Raw genomic sequence first — 23,924 nt, forward strand, 5'->3', positions numbered from 1 at the left:
GTCAGCGCCCCCCGGCCTCTGCTGCCACCTCGGCGATGGTGTCGGAGACGCGCGAGGCGACGACGGCCAGTGAATGCTCGGCGGCCGTCCACCTGCCGAGATCGTCCCGCTCCTCCGAGGAGAGACGCTCTTCGGCCAGGCGGCTCATCGCAGCGGCGATCTGGGTGACGTCGTAGTCGCAGGCGATCCCGGCCCGCACGTGCGTGTTCGCCTCGGCGATGAACCGCGAGGTCGGACCCGGGCCTGCGAACAGCACCGGGCAGCCCGCGGCGAGCGACGAGTAGGCCTTGGTCGTGAACGCGTATTCGTACGCCGTATTCGGGCGGAGCGTCGCGAGGGTCGCCACGGCGCCGTTGAGGTGGGGAAGAAGGTCCTCGGCGGGAACCGCGGCGACGAAGTCCACCGAATCGGCGACGCCCGCCTCGGCGGCGCGCTGCTCAATGACCTCGCGCTCGCTCCCGTTGCCGATGAAGCGCAATCGATATCCCGGGTGGTCGCGGGAGAAGATCGCGAAGGCCTCGGCGAGGGCATCGGCGCCGTGCCACGGCGAATAGCTGCCGGCGTAGACGAAGACCGGTTCCACAGGGACACTGGCGTCAGGCGTGAAGGCGCTCGTGTCGGCGCCGAAGCCGGTAACCTCGATCGGGCGTTCGACCCCCAGCGCGCGGGCGCGGTACACGACCCCTTGCGAGATCGCGACGAGTCGCCGGGCACCGCGCATCCCGAATCGCTCCATGGCGCGCAGCACCCGGATGACGAGGCGCGATCCGGTCGCCTGGTCGGCGGCATCGGACCAGATGTCCGCCGCGTCGTACACATAGGGGATGCGCCGGAGGGCGCAGATGACGCGCACGACGACGCCGGTGGTGGGCGGCGGCTCCAAGAAGACGACGTCCGGGCGCCGGAGGAACAGCAGGCGGAACGCGAGCGGGATGTCGAAGCTCAGGTAGGGGACGTAGCCGCGGATGTAGCCCTGGCGGTCGCGGACGGCGGGGAAGGTGCGGACCTCCTCGACGGAATCGAGCGGTTTCACGCCGCGCGGGAGGCGGGCGGTGAGCACCACGACCTCGTCGCCGCGCGCGGTCAGGTCGTCGGCCACCGCGCCGAGGAACAGCGAGGCGGCGGACGGCTCCGGCCGATAGATCCGGGAGGTGATGGCTACACGCATGGATCAGTCCGTGAGGAAGCGGTCCATGAGGACCCGGCGGGAGAAGGTGCCGTCGTGGAGGCGCCGGACGAACTTCGGTCCGTCGGCGGCCACCGCACGGTAGTGATCAGGGCGGGCGGCGATGTCTCGGAGCACATCCTCGAGCGTATCCGGCGTAGCCTCGATGACGGGGAGCGGCATGCCCGCGTGGCGCTCCACCTCCCGGCGGACCTGGTCAGTGACGTGCGCCAGCACGAGGCGGCCGCCGGCCATGGTCTCACAGGCGGCGACGCCGTAGTCTCCCACCCGGAACTGATCGAGCACGATGTCAGTGGATACCAGCACCGCGGGCATCTCCTCGTTGGGGATCCGGTCGAGCTGGGTGAATTCGATGACCCCTTGCTCGTGGAGCCGGCGAGCGGCCGGGACGATCAGCGGCGTCCCCTTGACGTGCGGATTCGTCGGAGCGTGCACGACGCGCGGACGCGGACCCTCGAGTACCGGAGCGTCGTTGGCCCAGCGGCTCGGGTCGATGACGACACCGAGGAAGTGCGCGTCGGGGAGGTCGATGAGGAGCCCGGCCGTGGAGACGAACGTGGGCAGACCCATCCGGGCGATGACCTCGAGGTTCTTCTCGACCACCGCCTCGACCTTCTCGGCCGCGACCCACTCGTCGCTGTCGGTGAAATGAGACCAGGGCGTGGAGGTCAGATGCGTCGACGGCAGCCGCACCTCGGTGCCGTGCCCGATGAACCCGACCTTCGCGCCGCCTGCCTGCATCAGCGCGATCTGCCTCGGGAGGTCGCCGTCGAAGAGCCCGCCGAGAACGGGGACGTTCGCCTCGATGAGCACGTGGGTGTAGTCCGAGGTGATCGTCTCGGTCATCGCCCGCTGCCACGCGCGGGAGTGTTCGGACGTGCGCCACGGCACCGTGTAGTCGGCGGCGTAGCGGAGAACGTTGTTCTCGGCGTGCACGAAGTTGCGCGCTGAGACCTCCCCGGTCTCCTCGAGAGCCCGCGCCCAGCGATAGCCCTGGCCGGCGTAATTGACCGGCCCGATGAGGAGCCGGATGCCCCGCGAGCGATCGGGGTGAGGAGGGGGCGGGGGAGTGACGCCGCGAAGCCGGTCGACACCGGAAGCGATGCCGTCCTGCACGGGCTTGGGGAGCCGCTTCCAGAGAGACTCAGCTGCGGGATGCATCCTCGATGCCCTCCTCGATCGTGTCGACGGCCGGGGAGATCCACGCATCCCGCAGCACCTGTGCGGCCATCCGGCCGTCGTGGACGTGGTGGACGAAGTCGATACCGGCGCGACGGAGCTCGGAGCGGTCGGACACGCTCGCGAGATCCCGCAGCACGCCGTCGATCGCCTGCGGGTCGCTCTCGACGACGGGGAGCGTCATCCCCGCGCGTGCGAAGACGGCCGCGCGGACGTGCGGGGTGACGTGCCCGACGACGATGCATCCGGCGGCCATCGCCTCGCATGCGGCGACGCCGTAGGAGCCGACGCGCACCTGGTCTATCACGACGTCCGCGGCGGCGAACGCCTCGGGCATCGCCGCGCTGGGCACTCCCTGGATGAGAGTCAGGTCGATGACGCCATCGGCGGCCAGCGCCTCGAGGGCGGGAAGGATGAGCTGCGTGCCCTTCACGGTCGACACCGAGGGGGCGTGCGCGACGCGCAACGGCCCGCTCCGCTCGTGTCGGCGCTTCGAGGCCCAGCGAGCGGGGTCGACGACCACGGGGCACCAGTGCGCCGTGGGAAGGTCATCGAGGAGGTCGGGCGTCGAGACGAAGACGGGTCGCCGGCTTTCAGTCACGAGGCGGATGTTTCGCGCGGCGAGCGTCTCGGCCCGCGGTGTGTACAGAGCGGGATCGGCGTAGTGCGACCACGGATGGGCGGCCATGTGCCGGGACGGCAACCGGACGTCGGTGCCGTGAGCCAGATATGCCACGTCCACGCCGCGTTCGACCAGCGCGGCGACCTGCGCCTCGACGGAGCGTCCAAGGATCCGTCCGAACGGCGGCTCCTCCGCCTCGATGAGCACGTGCGTCGCCTGGCTGGCGGCCTCGAACTGACGGCGCTGCCACTCTGTGCCGTTGTGATACGTGCCCACGGGCACCACGAGGTCCGACTCGAACGAGAAGCCGCCGGGAACGTCGACGGCCATGTTGCGCGCGGAGATCGACGGATCCGCGGCCTCGAGTGCACGCGCCCACTCGCGCCCCTGGCCAGAGTAGTTCACGGGCGCGATGAGCACCCGGGTCGGACGGTCCTCGAAGGTCGTGACCGCGACTGTCCCCGCGGGCGCCGGTACGCCCAGACGACGAGCGGCGATGCGGCCGATCGGGCTCATCGGCGCGTCGGCGATCCGGTCGATCAGCGCGTTGACCCAGCGCGGCAGACGATTGCGGTTCACGAGCGCGGAGCGGACTCGGAACGGATGGCGGTCATCCCGCCAGTCTATCGAGTGCGTCGGTTCCGACCCGGAGCGGGGGCTGCCCCGTCCTAGACTGGATCTCATGGGTGCCCGTACAGCCGCTGATGACGTCCGCCTCACGTTCGACGGGCGTGTGACCGCGTGGTGACGCCGGGGCCGCGCCCCCGTGTGCTCATCCTCTCCTACGACGCGATCGACATCGATCCCCGCGTCCTCAAGCAGATGCGCCGCCTGGCCGACGACTACGAGGTCACGACGTGCTCGCCCGGCGCCAGCCCGGATCCGCGGGTCGAGCACGTGGCTCTGGACCCGGCCGATGTGCGGCCCCGCGGGCGCGTCGGGAACCTCCTCGACGACATCGCCCGCGAGCGGGAGTGGTTCGGGTGGACCTACGACCATCTGCCCCTCGTGGTCCAGACGCGCGCCCGCCTGCGCGGTCGCCGCTTCGACGCCGTGCTGGCCAACGACGCCGAGACCATCGGTGCGGCGATCTCTGTCGCAGGAGCCGACCGGGTGCACGCCGACCTCCACGAGTTCTATCCGGGACTGCCCGTCGAGGACTCGCCGCTCGGATACCGCCAGAGGCGCTACTGGACGTGGCTGATCCGGCGCTTCGCGTCGCGCGTGCGCTCTTCCACGACTGTCGGCGCGGAGATCGCTCGCCGCTACCGCGAGTACGGGGTCGAACCCGGCGTTGTGACCAACGCCGCGCCGTTCCGTGACTTCTCGCCCCGCGCCACCGGGGGGCCGATCCGGCTGGTTCACAGCGGCAACCCCTTCCGCGAGCGAGGTCTGGCGGAGATCATGCAGGCCGTCGCTGACTCGTCGACTGACGTGAGCCTGGACCTCTACCTGACGTACAACCCGCCGACGGACCGCGAGTACCTGGTTGCTCTCGCCGAGCGCTTGGGGTCCCGCATCACCGTGCACGAACCGGTGTCGCAGGCGGAGCTGATCGACACGCTGCATGGCTACGATGTGGGCATCCACGTGTTGCCGCCGACGAGCGAGAACAACGCTCTCGCCCTGCCCAACAAGTTCTTCGACTTCGTCCAGGCGCGCCTCGGCATCATCGTCGGACCGTCGATCGAGATGGCCGGCATCGTCTCAGAACGTGGCCTCGGCATCGTCACGGAGGATTTCTCCGAAGCCGGTATCCTCGCCGCCGTGGACCGGCTGACGACAACGTCGGTCGATGGATTCAAGGCAGCGGCGCATGAGCATGCTGAGGCGCTTTCTGCCCAGTCGCAGGTCGAGAACTGGGCGTCTGCTGTGGCCGAGATCGCCAGGTCGGCCTAATCTGCGGAGTTCAGCTCCGCGAAAGCATCGACGAGGTACTTCTTCGACCACGCCAACGCCAGCCCGACACTGCCCACGTGTAGATCACCGGATTCGCGAGCGTCGACGGTCACGCCCTCCAGCTTCACTCGCGACTCGAGACCCTCGGAGGCGAAGAGGGTGCTCCAGAACTCGGTCTCCGCGGTCGGTGCCGGCCTGCCGATGTAGTGGTTCGCTGGACGCAATCGCCGCACGAGTTCTTGTGCGAACGCCGGCATCAGGTCGAAGAGTTCGGGCCGCGTGCGCGGAATGCGAGGTGGTAGCACCGCTTCGGCACTCACGGGCGTCCCGGTGTTCGCATTGGGGATGTCGCGCAGCGAGACGAGACGCGCGTGGATCATGCGGCGATAGAAGTTCTTCGCGATGATGTCTTCGGGTGCCAGGGTGAGAAGCGCGTCGACGTACGGTCCGGCGAGTACCGGTGTGACGGCGAGAACGTTGTGCGAGAGGATCGCCGGGCTGATGTAACTGAATCGAGGCTGACGTTCGAACATGGCCCATGCGCTGATCGACTGCGCCGCAGAGCGCCCGGGTGAGCGGACAGCGCCCCGACGCAGCGATCGATGGGCGCGCCTGGCGATGGCGTTCGCCCGGGCCCCTGAGATGCGGACTCCTCGTGCGCGCCACAGGGGCGCACGCTTGCGCGCCCAATCCCTGAGTGCCCACCCTCGGAGCGCGGACGACAGCATCGTGGGCATGATCGGAACGTACGATCCGATGAGGCAGTCTCCGGGCCATGCGCCCACCAGAGTCACGTCGCCGTCGGCCCCCTGTCTTGCAACTTCGTAGGACAGGATGTTGCCGGCAGCGGCATGCACGGACACCTGTCCGCCGGTGAGAGACCATCCGGACTTCGCAGCGTGGACTGACATCTCATCGAGTCGCGCAGTCCTGTGGGGGAACCCGAGCGTGGTCGCCACACGACGGGCGATCTCGAGCTCGTCCGGCGTCGACAGATCGAGTGTGACGGCTTCCGGTCGCTCGGCACTTGCGTCGGCCAGGACGCCGAGAGTCAGCCTGCTGTCGAGACCACCGGAGATCTGCAGGGTCACCGTACGGTCGGCATCATGGAGCGGGCCGATCTGCGCGATCGACTCGCGGAGTGCTTCGTACGCAGCGTCCGGGGTGGCGGTCGGTCGAGAGTATCGGGCCACTGAGCGCCTATACCGTCGAGGACCTGCCGAGCCGGATGTCCCGCTCGATGCACGGAGTGCCTCCCCGGAGACGAGTGCGAAGACGCCTGTCAACGTTGTTTCACGACCGACCGTATGGTGATAAGCGAGGAGTTCATACGCACCCTGCTCGCTGATCGTCATGAATCCGAGAGCGATGGCGACGAAGTGAGCGTCGTTGGAGATGACGGTGTGTCGTCCGTTGGACCCGTGGTACAGCGGCCAGGATCCTGCACGATCCGCCCAGACCTCGACCTGAGAGGCATCGGCCCTCGGACGGACTCGCGCGGCTGCGAACTCTCCCCAGGTGTCGATGGACTCTGTGGTGTGAACTCCGGCGGTCCATTCGTCCTCACCGGCGATGTATCCACCTCGCAGGAGGAACCCGCCGTCGCCAGGGCAGTCGAAGATATCAGCGTGCGACGACCCTTCGTCCCAGTACGCGGAGCCTCCCGGGAAAGATCTTCGGGCCATCTTCCCGAATCGTCCCGTCTCGGCAAGGTGGCGGGCGTGTATCTCTGCTGCCCGGTCGATGCGTCCCGATCCCTCGGCCGGGTGAAGACTCACTGCGAAGAACATCGTCGCTCTCTGTCCTGTCAGATTCCGTCCGCGCTCAGTGCGCGAGTGAGTGCGCGGGCGCTGGCGGTGGCCGATGCATGATCTCTGGCCCATCGCCAGCCGCGGTCGGCCTGCGCCGGCATCCGCTCGGGATGGGCGAGGGCATCGAGGAGTTTCTCGTGCAGGGTGTGCACGTCTGCGATGACCCACGCGTCGTCTGCATCCGCTCCGAGGTCGGGCTCGTCCTGCGACCGCGCGCTCGTGACAAGGACGCACCGACGAGCGAGCGCCTCGACACCGAAGACTCCGGGTACCGAAGCGTAGAACTCGTTGAGGGCGATGTGCGCCTCGTCGAGAGCGGCGAGCACCTGCTCGTGCGGCACGCCGATCAGTTCGCGGTACTCGACGTTCGGGTGCGTCTCGGCGATCCTCGCCATGGCCTCGCGGACGGCATCCGTACCCTTGAGCAGCGGGTTCGAGGGGGCGTGCACGACGACGATCCGCTCAGTGTCGTCGAACTTCTCCGTCGTGTCCACGAATTGCGCGTCGGGGTAGAAGTACAGGAAGGGGTGCGTGTGGCCCTCCAGGTACGACAGCTGATCGTTGCGCGCGTTGAAGATCGCCTCCGCATGACGCTCGGCCACCTGCGCCCGGGTGCGACGGGCGAGGTCGTACTCCGGCGTGGCGAAGATCGGGTCGATCGTCGCGAGGATCGACCCGATGTTGGGTCGTCCGGTCTCCTCCGCACGCTGCTGCGACAGCCGGGGCGAGCGGATGTCGTTCCCGGTGAAGTAGCAGACGAGACGTCGCGAGTGGGAACGGATGAACGAGAACTCGAACTCCCGCTCGTCGTGATGCCCCTCGAGGAATGCTCCGCCGCCGACGTAGATGAAGCCGCGGCTCCGGTTGAGCAGCCACGCGAGCAGGATCGGACCCCCGTACAGACGCCGCCAGGTGGCGATGCGGCCGCCGAGTGCCGTCGAGGTCGTCTGGATCACCGCGTCATAGCTCACCGAGTAGAACGGGTTCCGAGCGTGGATCGCGGTGTAGCTGTTCGGCAGAGCTTCGGCGATGTGGGTCGCCATGAGCGCGATGTCCTCCGGACCGATCACCCAATCGATTCGCCGCGTGAGAGCCGCAAAAGGTTTGAAGACCCAGTACAGCGTGCGCAGCAGAGTCCTCTGACGGCGGAAGACCACCGTTGACGCGTCGCTCGTCATCGTTTCGGGCGCGGTGTGCAGAACTTCACATAGAAGCTCTTCGGTACGCGGTTGAGCTTCCACATCAGCCAGAAGAACGGGCGAAGCAGCTCGAATCGACGCTTGTACGTGGGGTAGTCGGTGTAGTCCTTCTTCTCCATGGTCATGATGTGGTCGAAACCGGCGTCGTCGAAACCGACGCGTTTCTTGACCATAGCGATGAGTTCGGGATCGCCATGACGAGGCTCGATGAACTGCGCCGCCGCGACGGTGCGATCCATCTGTCCCGAGCGGACGAGAGCGGACAACTCGATCTGTCGGAAGTTGATCCCGAACCGGGTGGGCAGGAAGTACGTGTGGTAGAAGGCCGTGAAGCGGTTCTCGAGATGGTGGCCGCCGTACCACTTCCAGCCGAACTCGTCCGCGAGGAAGCGCTTGGCATCCTCCTTGTTGTAGTCGATCCAGTAAAGCGGCCGGGTTCGCTGGATGCGACTGAAGGCGGACCACTTCACGAAGTTGGCGAAGTCGAGGTTCGGGTAGGTCTTCATCGGCAGGCGGCCGAACTGCTTATGCACGCCTTTGATGTAGCCGCCGTCCATGTAGAGCCAGCCCATGGGGGAGATGCCCTCCGTGCGGAAGGAGTGGCCCTCGACGATGTGTCGGATACCGTGCTTCTCGGCGGCGCGATACAGCACGCCCATGAAGCCGATGTCGGTCGGCGCCTCGATGTCCTTCACTCCCGCGAGCATGAAGGAACGGTAGATGTCGTCGTACTCCGCGTTGTCCACGACGTAGGTCTCTAGGTCGACCCCGAGCTTGTCGAGCACGGCGAAGATGTTCGACGTCGCCGTGGGGGAGTTCCAGGTGTTGTCGAAGTGCACGGCGAGCGGGCGCACGCCCTTCTTCACCAGCAGGTGGGCGAGGTACGACGAATCGGTTCCGCCGCTCACCCCCATGATGCAGTCGTACTTCTTGCCGCGGCCCGCATCCTTGAGCTCGGCGACGAAACGATCGAGAGCGGCTTCACTCTCCGGGCCGATCGGATACTGCCGGTCGAGAGAGTCGTGCAGGTGGCAGTAGTAGCAGACGCGGTCGACGTCGAACGCTGCGCCTGGTACGTCGGACGTGATGAGGCAGCGGGCACAGACATCGGGCGACGCCAGGAACCGTTGAGCGCCGTCGATGTCGAGGGCGCTCGCGCTCGCGTCGACCACGAGGGTGTCGCCCCGGCCGTCGAACAGGTGGCCGAAGAGAGCGTCGATCTGTGGACGCGTCGGATAGTTGATGAGGACGCTCTCTCGCCCGGATTGCATCACGAATGCTGTGCCGGCTGCGACCGCGGACGCTCCGGCATGTTCGATCGGAGCAACGAGGTCGGTACGGCCGCCCGCGCCGCCGTGTGCGATGACAGGTACGTGGGCGAGTCCGGACACCAGCCGGACGGCATCCAGGTCGATTCCCTTCCTGGTGCCCTCATGGTCGATGTTCGTGACGAGGATCTCTCCGACGCCTACATCGGTGGCCAACTGCACCCAGTCCTCGAGCGAGATCTCAGCGGGTTCGGTGCCACCGGCAGTGTGCACGACGTATCCGCGCTCGGTCAGACGGACGTCGACCGAAGCGACGATCGCCTGCGAACCCAGTGCCTTCACCATCGCTCTGACGGCGTCAGGGGAGGTCACGAGAGCCGTGTTGACGACGATCTTCTCGAATCCGGCCGATATGATCCGCTGCGCCTGCTCTTCGGTCTCGACCCCGCCGCCGTATGCGAGCGGGATGAACGCCTCGGTCGCGATGCGGCCGAGGATCTCGAGAGATGCAGGACTACGCGTGCGGGCGGCACCGATGTCGAGGACGACGAGCTCGTCGACTTCGAGGTCGTTGAAGATGCTGATGACATTGACGGGATCGCCGACGTAGCGCGCGTCGTCGAACGCGCGCGTCTTGACGAGGCGTTCGCCTTCGAGCAACAGGACGGGGATCACCCGGGGATAGACGTGCATCAGACCTCCGCTGCCGCGAACTCGCCGAGGAGAGTGAGCCCGTATCGGTGGCTCTTCTCAGGGTGGAACTGGATGCCGAGCACGTTGTCGCGCTCGACCGAGGACGCATATCGGATGCCGTAGTCGCTCCAGGTCAGGACGTCGTCTTCGTTTTCGGGCATCACGGCGTATGAGTGCACGAAATAGAAGCGCCCGCCCTGGTCGAGCGACGGGGCGAAGCGCGAGGGCTTCGCGGATGTCGCGGAGTTCCAGCCCATGTGGGGCACGAGCAGCCGCGAGTCATCGATCGTGTCCGGGAAACGCACTGCTCGGCCGGGAATCAGCCCGAGGCCGGGCAGGTCACCCTCCTCACTGCCGTCCATGATCAACTGCATGCCGAGGCATACGCCGGCCACAGGGATTCCCCGCTCGCGCGCCGCCGATTCGATCGCCTCGGACAGCCCCGTGGAGCGGAGACGTTCAACCGCATGGTCGAATGAGCCGACGCCCGGGAGGATTATCCGTCGCGCCTCGCGGATGGCGTCGGGGTCGCCGGTCACCTCTGCAGTCTTGCCGACCTTGGACAGTGCGTTTCGCAAGGAGCCGAGATTTCCCACGCCGTAGTCGACGATCGTGACATCAGCACCGGTCATCGTCTTGCGCTCTCCTGGAGGCTCCACCGAAGGGCGTCGGCGATCACGTCCATGTCATCTCCCGTGAGCTGCGGGTACAACGGCAGGGTCAGCGCCTGGTGGTGCGCTCGCGTCGTGCGAGGAAGGTCCTCATCCGCGATCGCGAACCGCTCGCGGAAGTAAGGCTGGAGGTGCATGCCGTAGGTTCCGAGAGTCGTCTCGACGTCCCGGGTCCGCATGTGACGGATGACCTGATCGCGGTCGATCCCGTCGTCGAGCATCACCACGTACGACTGGAACGTGTGCGCTGTCCCAGCGGGCTCGGAGGGCACACGTAAGCCGTCGACGCCGGAGATACGGCTCGTGAGCTCGGATGCGGCGCGCCGACGACCCGCGACGATGTCATCGATTCGAGCCATCTGCGCGAGGCCGATCGCGGAGTGGACGTCACTGAGCCGGTAATTGAAGCCCGCGTCGACGAACTCCATGAAGAGCTCGCCACGCACAGCCCCGTGGGCGCGCAGTACTCCGATGCGTTCGGCAAGTGCATCGTCGTTGGTGGTGATCATCCCGCCCTCCGCGGTCGTGATGATCTTGCGTGGGTGGAAGGAGTAGACGCCGGCAGTGCCGAGCGTGCCGGCATGTCTGCCGTCGTACGTGCCGCCGAGGGCACACGCGGCGTCTTCGAGAACGGGCAGTCCGTGTCGGGCGGCCACGCCGTTTATGGCATCCATGTCGGCGCAGAGTCCGAAGGCGTGAACCGGCATGATCGCGGTGGTCCGCTCGGTGATCGCTGACTCGAGCAGGGCGGGGTCGAGATTGAAGGACGATTCGTCGATGTCGACGAAGACGGGTATCGCTCCCTGCTGGATCACGGCGTTGGCCGTGGCGGGGAAGCTGAATCCGGGTATGACGACTTCGTCACCGGGCTGCACACCCAGCGCGACGAGGGCGAGGTGCAGACCCGTGGTGGCGGAGCTGACAGCGGCCGCGTGTCGTGCTCCGGTGTAGGCGCGGACGGTCGACTCGAACGCCGCCGTCTTGGCGCCCTGTGTCAGGTATCCGGACTCGATGACCTCGCGGACCGCTTCGACCTCCGGCTCACCCGTGAGCGGGATGTTCAATCTCATGACAGCACCGAGGCGTACCAGTCGACGGTCTGACCGAGGGCGTCATCGGTCAGACGCGGCGACTGGTGGCCGAGCGCCGCCTCGAGCTTCGAGACGTCGGCAAGATGACGACGGACGTCGCCGGGACGCTCCTCCGTGTGGAAGACGGGGTGCTCGGGGCGACCCATCAGCCTGAGGATACGTGCGATGAGCTCGTTCACCGAGGTCTCGACCCCGGTGGCGACGTTCAGGACCTGACCGTGGCATGCGGGGCTGTCGTGCACCTGGGCGATCAGATCGGCGCTGTCCTTCACGAAGATGAAGTCCCGGGTCTGCTCGCCGTCTCCGAAGACCTCGATGGGCTCGCCATTGAGGACGCGACGCACGATGATCGGCACGATGCCCGCGTACGAACCCGGATTCTGCCGGGGGCCGATGTTGTTGAAGGGACGGATCACGGTGGCGTCGATCCCGAAGGTCTGCACGTAGGACTCGATGATGTGGTCCGCCGCCGACTTGCTCGCGGCATAGGGCGTGATCGCGTCATGCGGGTGGCCCTCGTCCATCGGGATGTAGCGAGCGGAGCCGTACGCCTCAGAGCTCGAGACGTGGATGAGGCGCTCGATGAGTCCGCGACGCGCGATCTCACAGAATGTCGTGGCGATCCCGACGTTGGTCTGTACAGTCCACGCGGGGTAGGTGAGAGACGTCGGCAGCGGAATGACCGCCATGTCGAAGACCGTGTCGATCTCGTTCGTCGTCACCACATCCTGCATCGCCGCCAGATCCGAGGCGTCGAGGCGGATGACGTCGATGTCGGGCCGGGCTCTGAGTGCATCGGAGAGATTCTCGGCGCTTCCGAGGAAGAAGTTGTCGACGACGGTGATGCGTCTCGGTTCGTCACGGATGAGCCTGTCGACGAGGTGGCTTCCGATGAAGCCGGCTCCGCCGGTGATGAGGATGGATTTCGATCGCACGGACATCTCTTGGAGCTCTCTCGTTTCGAGCGCCCGTGGCATCACGGGAGCGGGCAGACTGCTAAGTATCATATGGGACGGAGGTGCAGACGACCGTGACAAGACCCGACGAGTCGGCGTTGACGCAGAACCCCGACTGGCATGGCCTTCCGGCCAACCGGTTCAATCCTCACGCCTGGATCGTGGGTGAGCCGGAGATCGGTGACGACGTCTGGATCGGAGCCTTCACCGTCATAGACGGCAGCGGCGGGCTCTCGATCGGATTCGGATGCGACATTTCGGCGGGCGCGCAGATCTACACGCACTCCACCGTGGAGCGGTGTGTCAGCGATCGCGCTCGAGATATACGCCGCGCTCCGTCCCGCCTTGGCAGGAACGTGCATGTCGGTGCCAACGCGGTGATCCTGATGGGGGTCGACATCGGCGATCACAGCGTCGTCGCCGCCGGTGCCGTCGTCGCGGAGGGTACCGTCGCGCCCGCATTCAGCGTTCTGCGGGGCGTGCCGGCACGCGTGTATCCCGATGCCGCGCGCAAGTTCGCGGGCTGATGCTCGCAGCCGGCGGAAGAGGCTGACGCTCTTAGAGTGGAGGGGTGAAGATCCTCAGCGTCGTCGGCGCGCGTCCCCAGTTCGTCAAACTTGCTCCGATCCACCATGCCGCCAAAGCGGCCGGAGTCGATCACGTCATCGTCCACACGGGCCAGCACTACGACCCGATGCTCTCCGATGTGTTCTTCGACGACCTCGGGATCGGTGCTCCGGACGTCCATCTCGGTGTGGGAAGCGGGTCGCATGGCGTGCAGACCGGGGCGATGCTCGCGGCGCTGGACGCGGTATTCGACGAACATAGGCCTGACTGGGTGCTCGTCTATGGAGACACGAACTCGACTGTGGCCGCGGCACTGAGCGCCGTGAAGATGCACATCCCTCTCGCCCACCTCGAGGCGGGGCTGCGCAGCTTCAATCGCCGGATGCCCGAGGAGCACAACCGCGTCATGACAGACCATGCCGCCGATCTGCTGCTCGCGCCCACGCAGGTCGCGGTCGACCACCTCACCAGGGAAGGGCTCGCGGACCGCACGATCCTGGTGGGCGACGTCATGACAGACGTGCTTCTCGCGACCCGTGCCGAAGTGTTGACATCGGTGCTGCTCGCCGAACTCGGACTCGCCCAAGGGGAGTTCTACCTCGCGACCATCCATCGAGCCGAGAACACCGACGATCCACAGCGGCTCGAGGAGCTCGTGGAGGGACTGGCCGGGCTCGACAGGCCTGTCGTGCTGCTGGCACATCCGCGGGTGGTCGCGAAGGCCGCCGCGTACGGGATCGACCTCACGCGGGGTGGGCTCATCGCCCACGCCCCGCTCGCGTATCCGGATCTGATCGCCGCGGCTCTCGCGAGCGCCGGGGTGATCACCGATTCCGGCGGACTTCAGAAGGAGGCCTTCCTTCTCGGCGTGCTGTGCACGACGGTTCGAACCGAGACGGAATGGGTCGAGACGGTTCGTCTCGGGTGGAACGTCCTCGCGAACACTGCAGGGGAGATTGCGGCGGCCGCGATGCGCCCCATCCCGCCGGCGTCCGAAGAGGCGCCATACGGTGATGGGCATGCGGCGGAGCGGGTCATCGCAGTTCTCGCCGATGCGCGAGGTTGATGGGCACATCTGCGACGAGCCATGGGGCCGACCCGTGCGCTCGGTCAGTCGAGCGCGCGGGACGCGACGTCGGAGTCGCGTGTCCGCAATAGACTGATTCTCATGCGTATTGCCGTCGTGGCCCTCGGAAAGATCGGGCTCCCCCTCGCCCTGCAGTTCGCGGATCGCGGGCACGACGTGATCGGGGTCGATGTGAACCCCGGACTGGTGGACGCAGTGAACGCCGGCATCGAACCGTTCCCCGGAGAAGCCCACCTGCAGGACAAGCTGACCTCGGCGCTCGCCGCCGATCGCCTGCGGGCGACGACGGACTATGCGGAAGCGATCCCGGGAGCGGATGCGGTCGTCATCGTCGTCCCGCTCTTCGTCGATGAGGAGACCGCTGAGCCCAAGTTCGAATGGATGGATCAGGCGACGACCTCGCTGGCCGCGCATCTCACGCCGGGAACCCTGATCTCGTACGAGACCACGCTGCCTGTCGGCACGACACGCGGCCGCTTCGCGCCGCTGCTCGAGAAGCTCTCCGGGCTGCGAGAGGGACACGACTTCCATGTCGTCTTCTCACCTGAGCGGGTGTACTCGGGTCGGATCTTCGCCGACCTGCGCAAGTATCCGAAGCTGATCGGCGCCCTGTCCGACGAGGGAGCCCGTCTGGCGCGCGACTTCTACGACGCCGTTCTCGAGTTCGATGATCGTCCCGATCTCACCCGCCCGAACGGAGTGTGGGATCTCGGCAGCGCGGAGGCCGCCGAGATGGCGAAGCTCGCCGAGACCACCTACCGCGACGTGAACATCGGCCTCGCGAATCAGTTCGCTCTGTATGCGGCCGATAACGGCATCGACGTCTACCAGGTCATCGAAGCGTGCAACTCTCAGGTGTTCAGCCACATCCACCGTCCGGGCATCGCTGTCGGAGGGCACTGCATTCCCGTGTATCCGAAGCTCTACCTGTCGACCGACCCCGACGCGCGCATCGTGCGCACTGCGCGCGAGCTGAATGAGTCGATGCCGTCGCGTCTCGTGGAGCGAGCGGCAGACATGCTCGGATCGCTCGCCGGACAACGCGCCGTGGTACTCGGAGCGGCGTACCGCGGGGGCGTCAAGGAGACAGCGTTCTCGGGCGTGTTCCCGACCGTCGACGCCCTTCGTGCGCGCGGTGCCGACGTCGTCGTCCACGACCCGCTCTACACCGACGACGAGCTGCGCGGTCTCGGGTTCGAGCCGTATCGGCTCGGCGAGGCTGTCGATGTCGCGGTGCTCCAGACGGACCACGAGTTGTACCGGGATCTGGCTCCGGACCAGCTGCCGGGTATCAAGCTGCTGGTAGACGGACGCGCGTCCACCGACGCGGTGCGCTGGACGGGTGTGCCCCGACTGGTCGTCGGTCGCGGCTGATGACCTGGGCAGATCAGTCGGGGACGCTGCTCCTCGCGCTCATCGTCATCCTCGCGCCGGGGGCGCTCGCCGCGATCACGGTACGCCTGCGCGGGTTCACGGCGCTCGCGGCCGCGGCCCCGCTGTCCCTTGCGATGCTCGCTGCGGCCGGACTCGTGAACGTGCTGCTCCCGTTCCGCTGGGGAGTCGCAGGGTGGGCCGTGAGCGCGGTTCTGCTGGTCGGGGTGGCCTTCGGCGTCCGGGTGCTCATCGAGCGGTTGCGTTCGACGGGCCGCATCCCGATACCGGAGCCCCCGCAACGCGAGACGCTGCACGGCATCATCCCGTTCGCGGTGATCGTCGTCGTCGCGGTGCTGAGTGCGATGCGCCTGATGTCGGCGATCGGTTCGCCGTCGAACATCTCCCAGACCTTCGACAACATCTATCATCTGAACGCCGTGCGGCAGATCCTGGACGGCGGGCTCATCGCCCCGACCCGTCAGATGCTTCCCGGGTTCTATCCCGACTTGTGGCACATCCTGGTCTCGACCGTCGCCCAGCTCAGCGGCGCGGGCGTCGCCGCGTCGGTCAGCGTCGTGAGCGTCGTGCTCGGCGCGGTGGTCTGGCCGATCTCGTGCGTGTGGCTCGTGCGCACGATCGCGGGCGGGCACGTCGGGGCCACCGTGACCGCTGGCGCTCTCTCGATCGGAATGGCCGCGTTCCCGTTGCTCATGCTGGACTTCGGGGTGCTCTACCCGAACGTGCTGTCGATCGCGATCCTGCCGTCGGCGATCGCCGCGACCGTACTCGTGGCGGGGATCGGACGCGGAGATCGTCCCGATGCGATCGTGCGCTGGATCCTGCTCATTGCGCTCGTGCCGTCGGTGGCGCTCGCCCATCCGAGCACGCTCATGGCGTTCTTCCTTCCCGCCTTCCTCATCGGCTTCACCGGCTTCACGCTCTGGTGGCGTCGCGAATCGGCAGCAGGACGCCCGTCGGCGAGTCGATGGTGGTCGCTCGTCGCTCTCGCCGGGGCTTTCATCATCTCGGTGGTGGTGTTCGTGGTCGCCCGTCCGAACACGGTGCTCGCCTTCTGGCCACCGTCGGCGACCATGCAGGACGCGCTGATGCAGATCGTGTCGGGAGGGCTGGTCTGGCGCCCGCCGTCGTGGATCGTCTCGGCACTCGCCGCCCTCGGCATCCTGACCGTCCTCATCGCTCGGACATGGCGTCGCCAGTGGTGGCTCGTGATGTCGACCGCGACCATCATCGCGGTGTACCTCATCTGCATCTCGTTCCCGATGAGCTGGTTCCGGTACGGGGTCACGGGCACGTGGTACCAGGACATCTACCGCATCGCCGCGCTCCTCCCGACGTTCATCGTTCCGCTCGGAGCGCTGGGCGTCGTCGGACTGGTGGCCGTCGTATCGCGGGTGCTGCGAACCGACTCGCGGACATCCGTCGCTTGGGTGCCGACCGCTGCGGGAGCAGCTGCGGGTCTGCTGACCCTCGCCGTCACCCAGACCGGTCCCGCCCTCGCGGAGGAGACATCGAACACTGCGGTGATGTACGCGCAGGAGCAGTGGTCGCCCCTGCTGACGGACGACGAGCGCGCGCTGATCGAGCGGCTGCCCGATACTGTGCCTGAGGACGACGTGATCGTCGGCAACCCCTGGACGGGGACCGCGCTGAGCTACGCGCTGGCCGATCGCCGCGCACTCGTTCCGCACATCTTCCAGGAGCTGTCACCCGACATGATCGTGATCACGGAACGGCTTGATCGGGCGGGGGAGGACCCGGAGGTCTGTGCGGCGCTGGAGCGCACAGGCACACGATGGGTCCTCGACTTCGGTACAGCAGAGATCCACAACGGCGATCACTCGTATCCCGGACTCGCGGATGTCGGCGACGTCGTCCGGCTCGCCGACAGCGAGGGAGAGGCGCGGCTCTACGAGATCGTCGCCTGCCCCTGACCGGCGACGGGTGCGAACGGTGTGCGATCGGGCGCGCCGGGGGTGGCCTGGATGTCGAGCTGCAGTGCCGTGAGCAGCATCTGGAATCCGAGCATCAACGGCACGGCCGCGAGCATCACGGTCGCTGCGGTCGCGACGACGGAGGCTGCGATCTGGAACATCACCCAGACGGTGATCCCCAGTCCGAAGAGCGTGAAGAAGAGGCCCGCGAACAGCAGCAGTGCGATCGGGGAGAACGACCAGAGAACGTAGCGGTACCAGATGCGCGACCAGTAACCCACTGTGAGCCGGTGCAGAAGTTCAGGGATGACCTTCCTCAGACGGATGCTGGAGACCTCCTCGCCGTAGACGGCGGGGATCGGGACGTCGGTGGCGGAGACCTGAGCGATGTTCAGCCTGATGAGCAGATCGTTCTCGAAACTGTACCTGCGGGCCACACGCTCGAGCGCGATCCGGCGGAGCACTTCGGTGCGAACCGCGGTGTAGCCGTTCTGCGGGTCGAAGAGGTTCCAGTATCCGGACGACATCTTCGTGAAGAACGAGAGCACGATGTTGCCGAGCACGCGATACCCGGGCATGCCGTGGAACGACTCCGGAGAGTAGAAGCGATTGGCTTTGGCGAATCCGAAGCCGCCGTCCGTCACCTGGTCCAGCAGCGCGGGAAGGTAGGCCGGGTCCATCTGAGCGTCACCCGCCATCACGACGTTGACGTCCGAACCGAGGTCCATGGCTGCACGGTGCGCCGTGATGATCGCGCCGCCGACGCCCTGATTCTCCTCGTGCCGGATGAGTGTGACGCGAGGGTCGTCGAGCGCGGCCACGACCTCGCTGGTGGCATCCGGGCTGCAGTCGTCGACGATGACGATGTGGTCGACGAAATCGGGCATCGTCGTGACGACCGTCGAGATCATCCGCTCCTCTTTGTAGGCGGGGACGACCGCAGCGATCACGGCATTCTTATACATCGGTACTCCGGGGGCTGCGGGTGGCGAACACCCAGTGACGATACGCGAAGAAATTCCAGACCGTGGTAGCCACGACGGCGACGACCTTGCCGATCAGCCACCCTCCGCCGAGCGCGTCGATCACCCACACGATCCCGGTCGTCGCGATGGTGTTGAAGATGACGAGTGCGGTGTAACGGGCGACGCTCGCCACGACCTTCGCGTCGGAGTCGAAAGCGACGATGCGCTGGAGCGTGTACGTGACGGCGAACGAGGCGAGGAACGACAGTGGCGTCGCAACGGCGAGCGGCATTCCGATGATCTCGTGCGCGAGCCAGAGCAGCGCCACATCGACGACGAAGCAGAATCCGCCGACCACGAGGTACCGGACCGCACTGTTCGACCACAGGCGCTGCGCGGAGGCGCGGACGGGTTGGGGCATGGGACAAGTCTCTCAGACCGTCTGCGCAGGTTCGGCACGCAGCCGCCGATACGATGGAGCCATGGATCTCCTCGTCGTCGGCTCGGGCTTCTTCGGCCTCACCATCGCAGAACGGGCCGCGAATGCCGGCCGCAAGGTCACGGTCATCGACCGTCGCCACCACATCGGCGGCAACGCGTACAGCGAAGCCGAACCGGAGACCGGTATCGAAGTCCACCGCTACGGTGCACACCTCTTCCACACGTCGAACGCGACCGTATGGGAGTACGTCAACCGGTTCACGACCTTCACGAACTACGTGCACCGCGTCTACACGACGCACAAGGGTGTCGTGTTCCCGATGCCGGTCAACCTCGGGACGATCAACCAGTTCTTCCAGTCCGCGTACACGCCCGATCAGGCTCGTGCCCTCGTGCGCGAGCAGGCGGGCGAGTTCGACGTGAAGTCGGCGGCCAACTTCGAGGAGAAGGGCATCGCGCTCGTCGGACGGCCGCTTTTCGAGGCGTTCTTCCGTGACTACACGGCCAAGCAGTGGCAGACGGATCCGCAGAAGCTCTCCGGCGATATCATCAGCCGTCTACCTGTGCGCTACACCTACGACAACCGGTACTTCAACGACACGTGGGAAGGTCTGCCGACAGACGGGTACACAGCCTGGATCGAGCGCATGGCCGATCATCCCAACATCGACGTGAAGCTGAACGTCGACTACTTCGACGACTCGCAGCCCCTCAACAAGAAGGCGACCGTCGGCCAGGTGCCCGTCGTCTACACGGGGCCGGTCGACCGCTACTTCGACTACAACGAAGGCGCGCTCAGCTGGCGCACGCTCGACTTCGAGCAGGAGGTGCTGAACGTCCGCGACTTCCAGGGCACCAGCGTGATGAACTACCCCGACATGGATGCCCCTTACACGCGCATCCACGAGTTCAAGCACTTCCACCCGGAGCGCAAGGACGTCTACGAGTCTGACAAGACCGTCATCATGCGCGAGTTCTCGCGATTCGCCGCACGCGAGGACGAGCCTTACTACCCCGTGAACACCGACGCCGACCGCGAGGGACTGCTGGCCTACCGCGATCTCGCGAAGGGCGAGAAGGACGTTCACTTCGGGGGGCGTCTGGGCACATACCAGTACCTCGACATGCACATGGCGATCGGCTCGGCGCTGTCGCTCTGGAACAACTCGCTCTCGTAGACTCGACATCGTGAGTCACGCTGCTGTCGGGGCGCCCGGGACGCCCCGGCGCTATGTGCATTCTCTGTGGCTGCTCTCGGCCCGAGACCTGAAGGTCCGCTACGCCACGAGCTTCCTCGGGTACCTCTGGTCGGTGCTCGATCCGTTGGTGATGAGTGCGATCTACTGGTTCGTCTTCACTCAGGTCTTCCACCGGAGCGTCGGCGAGGACCCGTACATCGTCTTCCTGATCGTCGCTCTGCTTCCGTGGGTGTGGTTCAACACCTCGGTCTCCGACTTCACGAGAGCGTTCCGCAAGGACTCACGGCTGGTGCGATCGACGGCGATCCCGCGTTCGATCTGGGTCAACCGGATCGTGTTGAGCAAGGGGATCGAGTTCCTGTTCTCGATGCCTGTCCTCGTGCTCTTCGCGGTCTTCAGTGGGGCGACGGTGAGCTGGTCGCTGCTGTGGTTCCCGGTGGCTGTCGTGCTTCAGGTCGTGCTGCTGGTCGGGCTCGGACTGCTCGTGGCCCCGCTGTGCGTCCTCTACGCAGATCTCGAGCGCACGACAGCGCTCATCCTTCGCGCTCTCTTTTATGCATCACCGATCATCTACAGCTTCAACGACCTTCCGGCGCCGTTCGACACGATCGGAGCGTTCAACCCGCTCGCCGGCATCTTCACGCTGTACCGCGTGGGGTTCTTCCCCGAGCTGTGGGAGCCGATCCCTGTGCTCATCAGTGCGATCATGTGCTTCGGCATCCTCGCCCTCGGCAGCTGGACGTTCCGTTCGCTCGAACGCCCCGTGCTGAAGGAGCTGTGATGTCGGCGGCCTCCCGCATGCTCATCTCGGAGCTGGATTCCCCCGCACAGCGCGACCGCTTCACAGGTGATGCGCGTCAAGCGATCACAGAGCTCACGGGGATGCTGCGGATCGCGATGCTGATCTCCGGCGAGGTGCTCGTCACGGATGCGATGCTCCTCGACGGCGAGTACTTCATGACGCTCGGGCCGGCAGGGGTTCTCCGCGAGCTGGGTGGGTCACAATCGCGCTATCCACTGGTCGTCACCGGTCGCCACGATTCTCTGAGGGCAGGATTGGATGCCCGGCTCGCCGACCACGATTTTCTCTGGTCGCTTCGACGGCCTCCCGCCGGCGATGATATCCCCGCCGACGTGCGACAGACGTGGGACGACTGGCTTCGATACGTCGACCAGGGGCTCATCCGCTATGAGCGGCAAGACGGACCACTGGCTCCGATGCCGATCGGCGCGGCGCGGGTGCCCACCCCAGACCATCTTCAACAGCTGCGCGACGCGAATCTCGGCGAGATAAGGCGCAGGAGCACCGCGCTGGCCGTGATCGACGCGCTCCCCTGGAACGACGCCGACCGCGACGGAGTTCGGCGCTGGTGGAACGACGCCTATCTTCGCCTCATCGCGGAGAGCGCCGCCGCCGACTGGGTCAGCTTCGAATCCCGTGCGAAGCATGCGCCGATCAGGCGCACAGGCGATGTCGACCTGGAGGTCTCCGCCGCTCTCATGACCTGGGCGCGCGAGTCCAACCCCACCACGATCGCCGTCGCCTGGGACGCGACCGCCCGTCAGCGCGATGATCTGCAGGCGAAGCCCACGCGGTGGCGTATGCGGAATCTTGCCTTCTCGGCCACGCAGGTGTCCTCCGCGCCGAGTCGCCCGGGAATTCTCTTGGGATCCGCTCTCAAGCTGTTCGCCGCCGCAGCCGTGGTCGCGCTGGCCTTGCCCGTGCTCCAGATCGGCGGCGCAGATAACCCCTGGACGTGGGTGGCCTTCGCCGCGGCCATCGCGACGACCGTACCGTTCGATGCTCTCAAGGCACTGATCGCGCTCATCAAGCCGGACCGTCGCGTGATTCTCGTGCTCCACCGTGAGGGACGATCATGACGGCGGGGTTCACGCCCGTGTATTCGAGCGAGCACGGGGTCCCGATCACCCTTGAGGTCGTCGAACGGTTCGCCGGCGACGGCAGCCCGTATCGTCACCATCGACTGGTCGTCGCCGAGGGGCGCGCGGGCGCTGTCGTCATCGCCGTGCACAGTGATGAGATCCTTCTCGTCCAGAGCGAGCGGCCAGCAGCGGAACGCGTGCTGTGGGAGCTGCCCAGAGGCATGGGCGAGCCCGGCGAGACGGCGTCCGAGACAGCCCTCCGTGAACTGCGTGAGGAGACGGGGCTGCACGCGGCCTCGGCGAGGGAACTCGGTGGCTTCATCACCGACTCATCGGTATTCCCTCAGCGAGTGGTCGTCGTCGCCTGCGCCGTCGACGATCGCGAACGGCGCTCCGCCCCGGACGGGGAGATCAGCGATCAGAGATGGGTCCGTGTCGTCGACATCGCCGGACTCGTGCGCGACGGCACTCTGAGCGATGCTCTCTCGCTCGCAGCGATCGCCATCCATTCGACGGGGGAGGAGCCCTGATGTCCGCGGCAATCGACGTATCCGGACTGGGAGTCCGATTCCGACGCAACCGGAGGGGCCGGCGCAGTTTCAAGGACCTGTTCGCGGGTTCTTCTCGCCGGTCTCGTCCCGGCGAGTTCTGGGCGCTGCGGGATGTCACCTTCTCGGTTCAGGCGGGCGAGTCGATCGGCGTCGTCGGTCGCAACGGCCAGGGGAAGTCGACCCTCCTCCGCCTCGTCGCGGGAGTGCTGCTCGCCGATGAGGGCACGGTCGCAGTGAACGGAGGCGTCGCACCCCTCATCGAGATCACGGGAGGTTTCGTCGGAGACCTCACCGTGCGCGAGAACGTCCGTCTGACCGCCGGGCTCCACGGGATGTCCCGCGATGAGGTCTCGCGGCGCTACGACGGCATCATCGGCTTCGCGGAGCTGGCAGGCTTCGAAGACACTCCGTACAAGCACCTCTCGAACGGGATGAAGGTGAGGCTCGCGTTCTCGGTGGTCTCGCAGCTAGACGAGCCGATCCTCCTGGTCGACGAAGTGCTCGCGGTCGGCGACAAGGCGTTCCGGAACAAGTGCTACCAGCGCATCGACGAACTCCTCGCCGAGGGAAGGACGCTTTTCTTCGTCAGCCACAACGAACGCGACCTGCGGCGGTTCTGCACCCGAGGCCTCTACCTCGACAAGGGATCGCTCGTTCTGGATGCACCGATCGCCGACGTTCTCGACCGGTACAATCAGGACTACAACGAGTGAAACGGCGCGGTCTGACCTTCTGAGGGGCCGATGCGTCGTGTCACAGTCCGACGATCGCCCGCACGTTCTGCAGCGCTGACTGCGCGGTGGACCGCGCAGCAGCGGTGTCGGCGCCTCGGTCGATGGCCGAACGGAGGTCTGCGAGCGATTGCGCGTACGATCCCACGCCGTCGCGCCACGGTGCCGCGATCGACGAGGGCGCCTGGACGTCCGAGAGTCTCTGCGCGTCCTCCTCGAGCGTCAGCGCTACGGACGCGGCATCCTGTCCGCTCAGCCCGGCGAGGAGCTCCAATCCGCGCCCCGCATCACCGAGCCATCCGCTGACCTGTCCGCGGAACGTCTCCACGCTCGGGTCGACGGCAGGGGGAGCCTCGGTCTGCACGGGAGGTTCTGCCGGCTCTTCTGTCGAGCTCGGTGATGCTGTCGGAGACGGTGTCGATGTGGCCATCGGCGATTCGGTGGGAATGGGGGTCCTGCTCGCTGCGGGGTCGGGGGCAGCGCCGCGCGGGATGAGCAGGAAAAGCAGCACACCGGCGATGACGAAAGCGGCGACGATGAGACCGACGATGAGCCCGATGCGTCCACGGTTACTCAAGTTCGGCGGCAGTGGCGCCCA

The 23,924-nt window shown here is 66.5% G+C and carries 22 protein-coding genes; 10 read left to right on the top strand and 12 right to left on the bottom strand.

The annotated features are described in order from the left end of the window. Position 1 precedes the first annotated feature (1 nt). From RQG77_RS01810 to RQG77_RS01820, 3 genes are read right to left on the bottom strand one after another with little or no spacing between them, the layout of a single operon-like run. Positions 2-1,168: a glycosyltransferase family 4 protein gene (locus RQG77_RS01810; protein WP_311243170.1), complete on the bottom strand. Its 1,167-nt coding sequence runs from the start codon at positions 1,166-1,168 to the stop codon at positions 2-4. A gap of 3 nt (positions 1,169-1,171) precedes the next feature. Then, positions 1,172-2,347, bottom strand: a complete 1,176-nt coding sequence (locus tag RQG77_RS01815; RefSeq protein WP_311243171.1) for a hypothetical protein — start codon at positions 2,345-2,347, stop codon at positions 1,172-1,174. Then, on the bottom strand, positions 2,331-3,566 hold the full coding sequence (locus tag RQG77_RS01820) for a hypothetical protein (RefSeq protein ID WP_311243172.1): 1,236 nt from the start codon (positions 3,564-3,566) through the stop codon (positions 2,331-2,333). The genes RQG77_RS01815 and RQG77_RS01820 overlap by 17 nt, the downstream gene beginning before the upstream one ends. A gap of 162 nt (positions 3,567-3,728) precedes the next feature. Between RQG77_RS01820 and RQG77_RS01825 the strand changes: the two genes are divergently transcribed. Beyond that, a complete protein-coding gene (locus tag RQG77_RS01825; RefSeq protein ID WP_311243173.1) occupies positions 3,729-4,886 on the top strand; it encodes a glycosyltransferase family 1 protein in 1,158 nt (385 codons plus the stop codon). Here RQG77_RS01825 and RQG77_RS01830 read toward each other — a convergent pair. The 6 genes from RQG77_RS01830 to RQG77_RS01855 form a co-directional block, all read right to left on the bottom strand. Next, positions 4,883-6,571 (bottom strand): asparagine synthase-related protein, encoded by a 1,689-nt coding sequence (locus tag RQG77_RS01830; protein ID WP_311243174.1) that lies wholly within the window; start codon positions 6,569-6,571, stop codon positions 4,883-4,885. The genes RQG77_RS01825 and RQG77_RS01830 overlap by 4 nt on opposite strands. Positions 6,572-6,693: 122 nt before the next feature. Then, positions 6,694-7,767: a hypothetical protein gene (locus RQG77_RS01835; RefSeq protein WP_311243175.1), complete on the bottom strand. Its 1,074-nt coding sequence runs from the start codon at positions 7,765-7,767 to the stop codon at positions 6,694-6,696. A gap of 104 nt (positions 7,768-7,871) precedes the next feature. Continuing rightward, the gene (locus RQG77_RS01840; RefSeq protein ID WP_311243176.1) at positions 7,872-9,857 is read right to left on the bottom strand and encodes a HisA/HisF-related TIM barrel protein; all 1,986 of its coding nucleotides are present in this window, start codon (positions 9,855-9,857) and stop codon (positions 7,872-7,874) included. Next, positions 9,857-10,489 (bottom strand): imidazole glycerol phosphate synthase subunit HisH, encoded by a 633-nt coding sequence (gene hisH / locus RQG77_RS01845; RefSeq protein WP_311243177.1) that lies wholly within the window; start codon positions 10,487-10,489, stop codon positions 9,857-9,859. Before hisH ends, RQG77_RS01840 begins: the two co-directional genes overlap by 1 nt. Continuing rightward, on the bottom strand, positions 10,486-11,598 hold the full coding sequence (locus tag RQG77_RS01850) for a DegT/DnrJ/EryC1/StrS family aminotransferase (protein WP_311243178.1): 1,113 nt from the start codon (positions 11,596-11,598) through the stop codon (positions 10,486-10,488). Before RQG77_RS01850 ends, hisH begins: the two co-directional genes overlap by 4 nt. Next, positions 11,595-12,554: an NAD-dependent epimerase/dehydratase family protein gene (locus RQG77_RS01855; RefSeq protein WP_311243179.1), complete on the bottom strand. Its 960-nt coding sequence runs from the start codon at positions 12,552-12,554 to the stop codon at positions 11,595-11,597. The genes RQG77_RS01850 and RQG77_RS01855 overlap by 4 nt, the downstream gene beginning before the upstream one ends. A gap of 95 nt (positions 12,555-12,649) precedes the next feature. On the opposite strand from RQG77_RS01855, the gene RQG77_RS01860 reads away from it, so the two are divergent. The 4 genes from RQG77_RS01860 (at position 12,650) to RQG77_RS01875 (ending at position 17,555) form a co-directional block, all read left to right on the top strand. Further along, positions 12,650-13,102 (top strand): DapH/DapD/GlmU-related protein, encoded by a 453-nt coding sequence (locus RQG77_RS01860; protein WP_311243180.1) that lies wholly within the window; start codon positions 12,650-12,652, stop codon positions 13,100-13,102. Positions 13,103-13,146: 44 nt separating this feature from the next. Further along, positions 13,147-14,208, top strand: a complete 1,062-nt coding sequence (gene wecB / locus RQG77_RS01865; protein ID WP_311243181.1) for a non-hydrolyzing UDP-N-acetylglucosamine 2-epimerase — start codon at positions 13,147-13,149, stop codon at positions 14,206-14,208. Positions 14,209-14,310: 102 nt separating this feature from the next. Next, a complete protein-coding gene (locus RQG77_RS01870; RefSeq protein WP_311243182.1) occupies positions 14,311-15,603 on the top strand; it encodes a nucleotide sugar dehydrogenase in 1,293 nt (430 codons plus the stop codon). After that, positions 15,603-17,555 (top strand): DUF6541 family protein, encoded by a 1,953-nt coding sequence (locus RQG77_RS01875; protein ID WP_311243183.1) that lies wholly within the window; start codon positions 15,603-15,605, stop codon positions 17,553-17,555. Before RQG77_RS01870 ends, RQG77_RS01875 begins: the two co-directional genes overlap by 1 nt. Here the strand turns inward: RQG77_RS01875 and RQG77_RS01880 are convergent. Next, positions 17,531-18,520, bottom strand: coding sequence for a glycosyltransferase family 2 protein (locus RQG77_RS01880; RefSeq protein ID WP_311243184.1), 990 nt, complete (start codon positions 18,518-18,520; stop codon positions 17,531-17,533). The two genes, RQG77_RS01875 and RQG77_RS01880, sit on opposite strands and share 25 nt — an antisense overlap. Continuing rightward, positions 18,513-18,941, bottom strand: coding sequence for a GtrA family protein (locus tag RQG77_RS01885; protein WP_311243185.1), 429 nt, complete (start codon positions 18,939-18,941; stop codon positions 18,513-18,515). Before RQG77_RS01885 ends, RQG77_RS01880 begins: the two co-directional genes overlap by 8 nt. A gap of 61 nt (positions 18,942-19,002) precedes the next feature. Here RQG77_RS01885 and glf point away from each other — a divergent pair, with 61 nt between their 5' ends. The 5 genes from glf to RQG77_RS01910 are packed head-to-tail and all read left to right on the top strand — an operon-like array spanning position 19,003 to position 23,308. Continuing rightward, the gene (glf, locus tag RQG77_RS01890; protein WP_311243186.1) at positions 19,003-20,139 is read left to right on the top strand and encodes a UDP-galactopyranose mutase; all 1,137 of its coding nucleotides are present in this window, start codon (positions 19,003-19,005) and stop codon (positions 20,137-20,139) included. Between the two features lie 10 nt (positions 20,140-20,149). Further along, positions 20,150-20,941 (top strand): ABC transporter permease, encoded by a 792-nt coding sequence (locus RQG77_RS01895; protein WP_311243187.1) that lies wholly within the window; start codon positions 20,150-20,152, stop codon positions 20,939-20,941. After that, positions 20,941-22,041 carry a hypothetical protein gene (locus RQG77_RS01900; RefSeq protein ID WP_311243188.1) on the top strand — a complete coding sequence of 367 codons (1,101 nt, stop codon included), beginning with the start codon at positions 20,941-20,943 and terminating at the stop codon, positions 22,039-22,041. Before RQG77_RS01895 ends, RQG77_RS01900 begins: the two co-directional genes overlap by 1 nt. After that, positions 22,038-22,574: an NUDIX hydrolase gene (locus tag RQG77_RS01905; protein ID WP_311243189.1), complete on the top strand. Its 537-nt coding sequence runs from the start codon at positions 22,038-22,040 to the stop codon at positions 22,572-22,574. Before RQG77_RS01900 ends, RQG77_RS01905 begins: the two co-directional genes overlap by 4 nt. After that, positions 22,574-23,308 carry an ABC transporter ATP-binding protein gene (locus tag RQG77_RS01910; protein ID WP_311243190.1) on the top strand — a complete coding sequence of 245 codons (735 nt, stop codon included), beginning with the start codon at positions 22,574-22,576 and terminating at the stop codon, positions 23,306-23,308. The genes RQG77_RS01905 and RQG77_RS01910 overlap by 1 nt, the downstream gene beginning before the upstream one ends. Before the next feature lie 40 nt (positions 23,309-23,348). Here the strand turns inward: RQG77_RS01910 and RQG77_RS01915 are convergent, their stop codons facing one another. Continuing rightward, positions 23,349-23,903 (bottom strand): hypothetical protein, encoded by a 555-nt coding sequence (locus tag RQG77_RS01915; RefSeq protein WP_311243191.1) that lies wholly within the window; start codon positions 23,901-23,903, stop codon positions 23,349-23,351. Positions 23,904-23,924: the final 21 nt, after the last annotated feature.

The organism is Microbacterium sp. WCS2018Hpa-23 (genome assembly GCF_031843845.1).
Lineage (GTDB): Bacteria > Actinomycetota > Actinomycetes > Actinomycetales > Microbacteriaceae > Microbacterium.

Excerpts from the sequence above, each read along its gene's own strand:
- RQG77_RS01810 (WP_311243170.1), bottom strand. The coding sequence starts at position 1,168 with ATGCGTGTAGCCATCACCTCCCGGATCTATCGGCCGGAGCCGTCCGCC.
- RQG77_RS01815 (WP_311243171.1), bottom strand. The coding sequence starts at position 2,347 with ATGCATCCCGCAGCTGAGTCTCTCTGGAAGCGGCTCCCCAAGCCCGTG.
- RQG77_RS01830 (WP_311243174.1), bottom strand. The coding sequence starts at position 6,571 with ATGGCCCGAAGATCTTTCCCGGGAGGCTCCGCGTACTGGGACGAAGGG.
- RQG77_RS01840 (WP_311243176.1), bottom strand. The coding sequence starts at position 9,857 with ATGCACGTCTATCCCCGGGTGATCCCCGTCCTGTTGCTCGAAGGCGAA.
- hisH (WP_311243177.1), bottom strand. The coding sequence starts at position 10,489 with ATGACCGGTGCTGATGTCACGATCGTCGACTACGGCGTGGGAAATCTC.
- RQG77_RS01850 (WP_311243178.1), bottom strand. The coding sequence starts at position 11,598 with ATGAGATTGAACATCCCGCTCACGGGTGAGCCGGAGGTCGAAGCGGTC.
- RQG77_RS01870 (WP_311243182.1), top strand. The coding sequence starts at position 14,311 with ATGCGTATTGCCGTCGTGGCCCTCGGAAAGATCGGGCTCCCCCTCGCC.
- RQG77_RS01875 (WP_311243183.1), top strand. The coding sequence starts at position 15,603 with ATGACCTGGGCAGATCAGTCGGGGACGCTGCTCCTCGCGCTCATCGTC.
- RQG77_RS01880 (WP_311243184.1), bottom strand. The coding sequence starts at position 18,520 with ATGTATAAGAATGCCGTGATCGCTGCGGTCGTCCCCGCCTACAAAGAG.
- RQG77_RS01885 (WP_311243185.1), bottom strand. The coding sequence starts at position 18,941 with ATGCCCCAACCCGTCCGCGCCTCCGCGCAGCGCCTGTGGTCGAACAGT.
- glf (WP_311243186.1), top strand. The coding sequence starts at position 19,003 with ATGGATCTCCTCGTCGTCGGCTCGGGCTTCTTCGGCCTCACCATCGCA.
- RQG77_RS01900 (WP_311243188.1), top strand. The coding sequence starts at position 20,941 with ATGTCGGCGGCCTCCCGCATGCTCATCTCGGAGCTGGATTCCCCCGCA.
- RQG77_RS01905 (WP_311243189.1), top strand. The coding sequence starts at position 22,038 with ATGACGGCGGGGTTCACGCCCGTGTATTCGAGCGAGCACGGGGTCCCG.
- RQG77_RS01910 (WP_311243190.1), top strand. The coding sequence starts at position 22,574 with ATGTCCGCGGCAATCGACGTATCCGGACTGGGAGTCCGATTCCGACGC.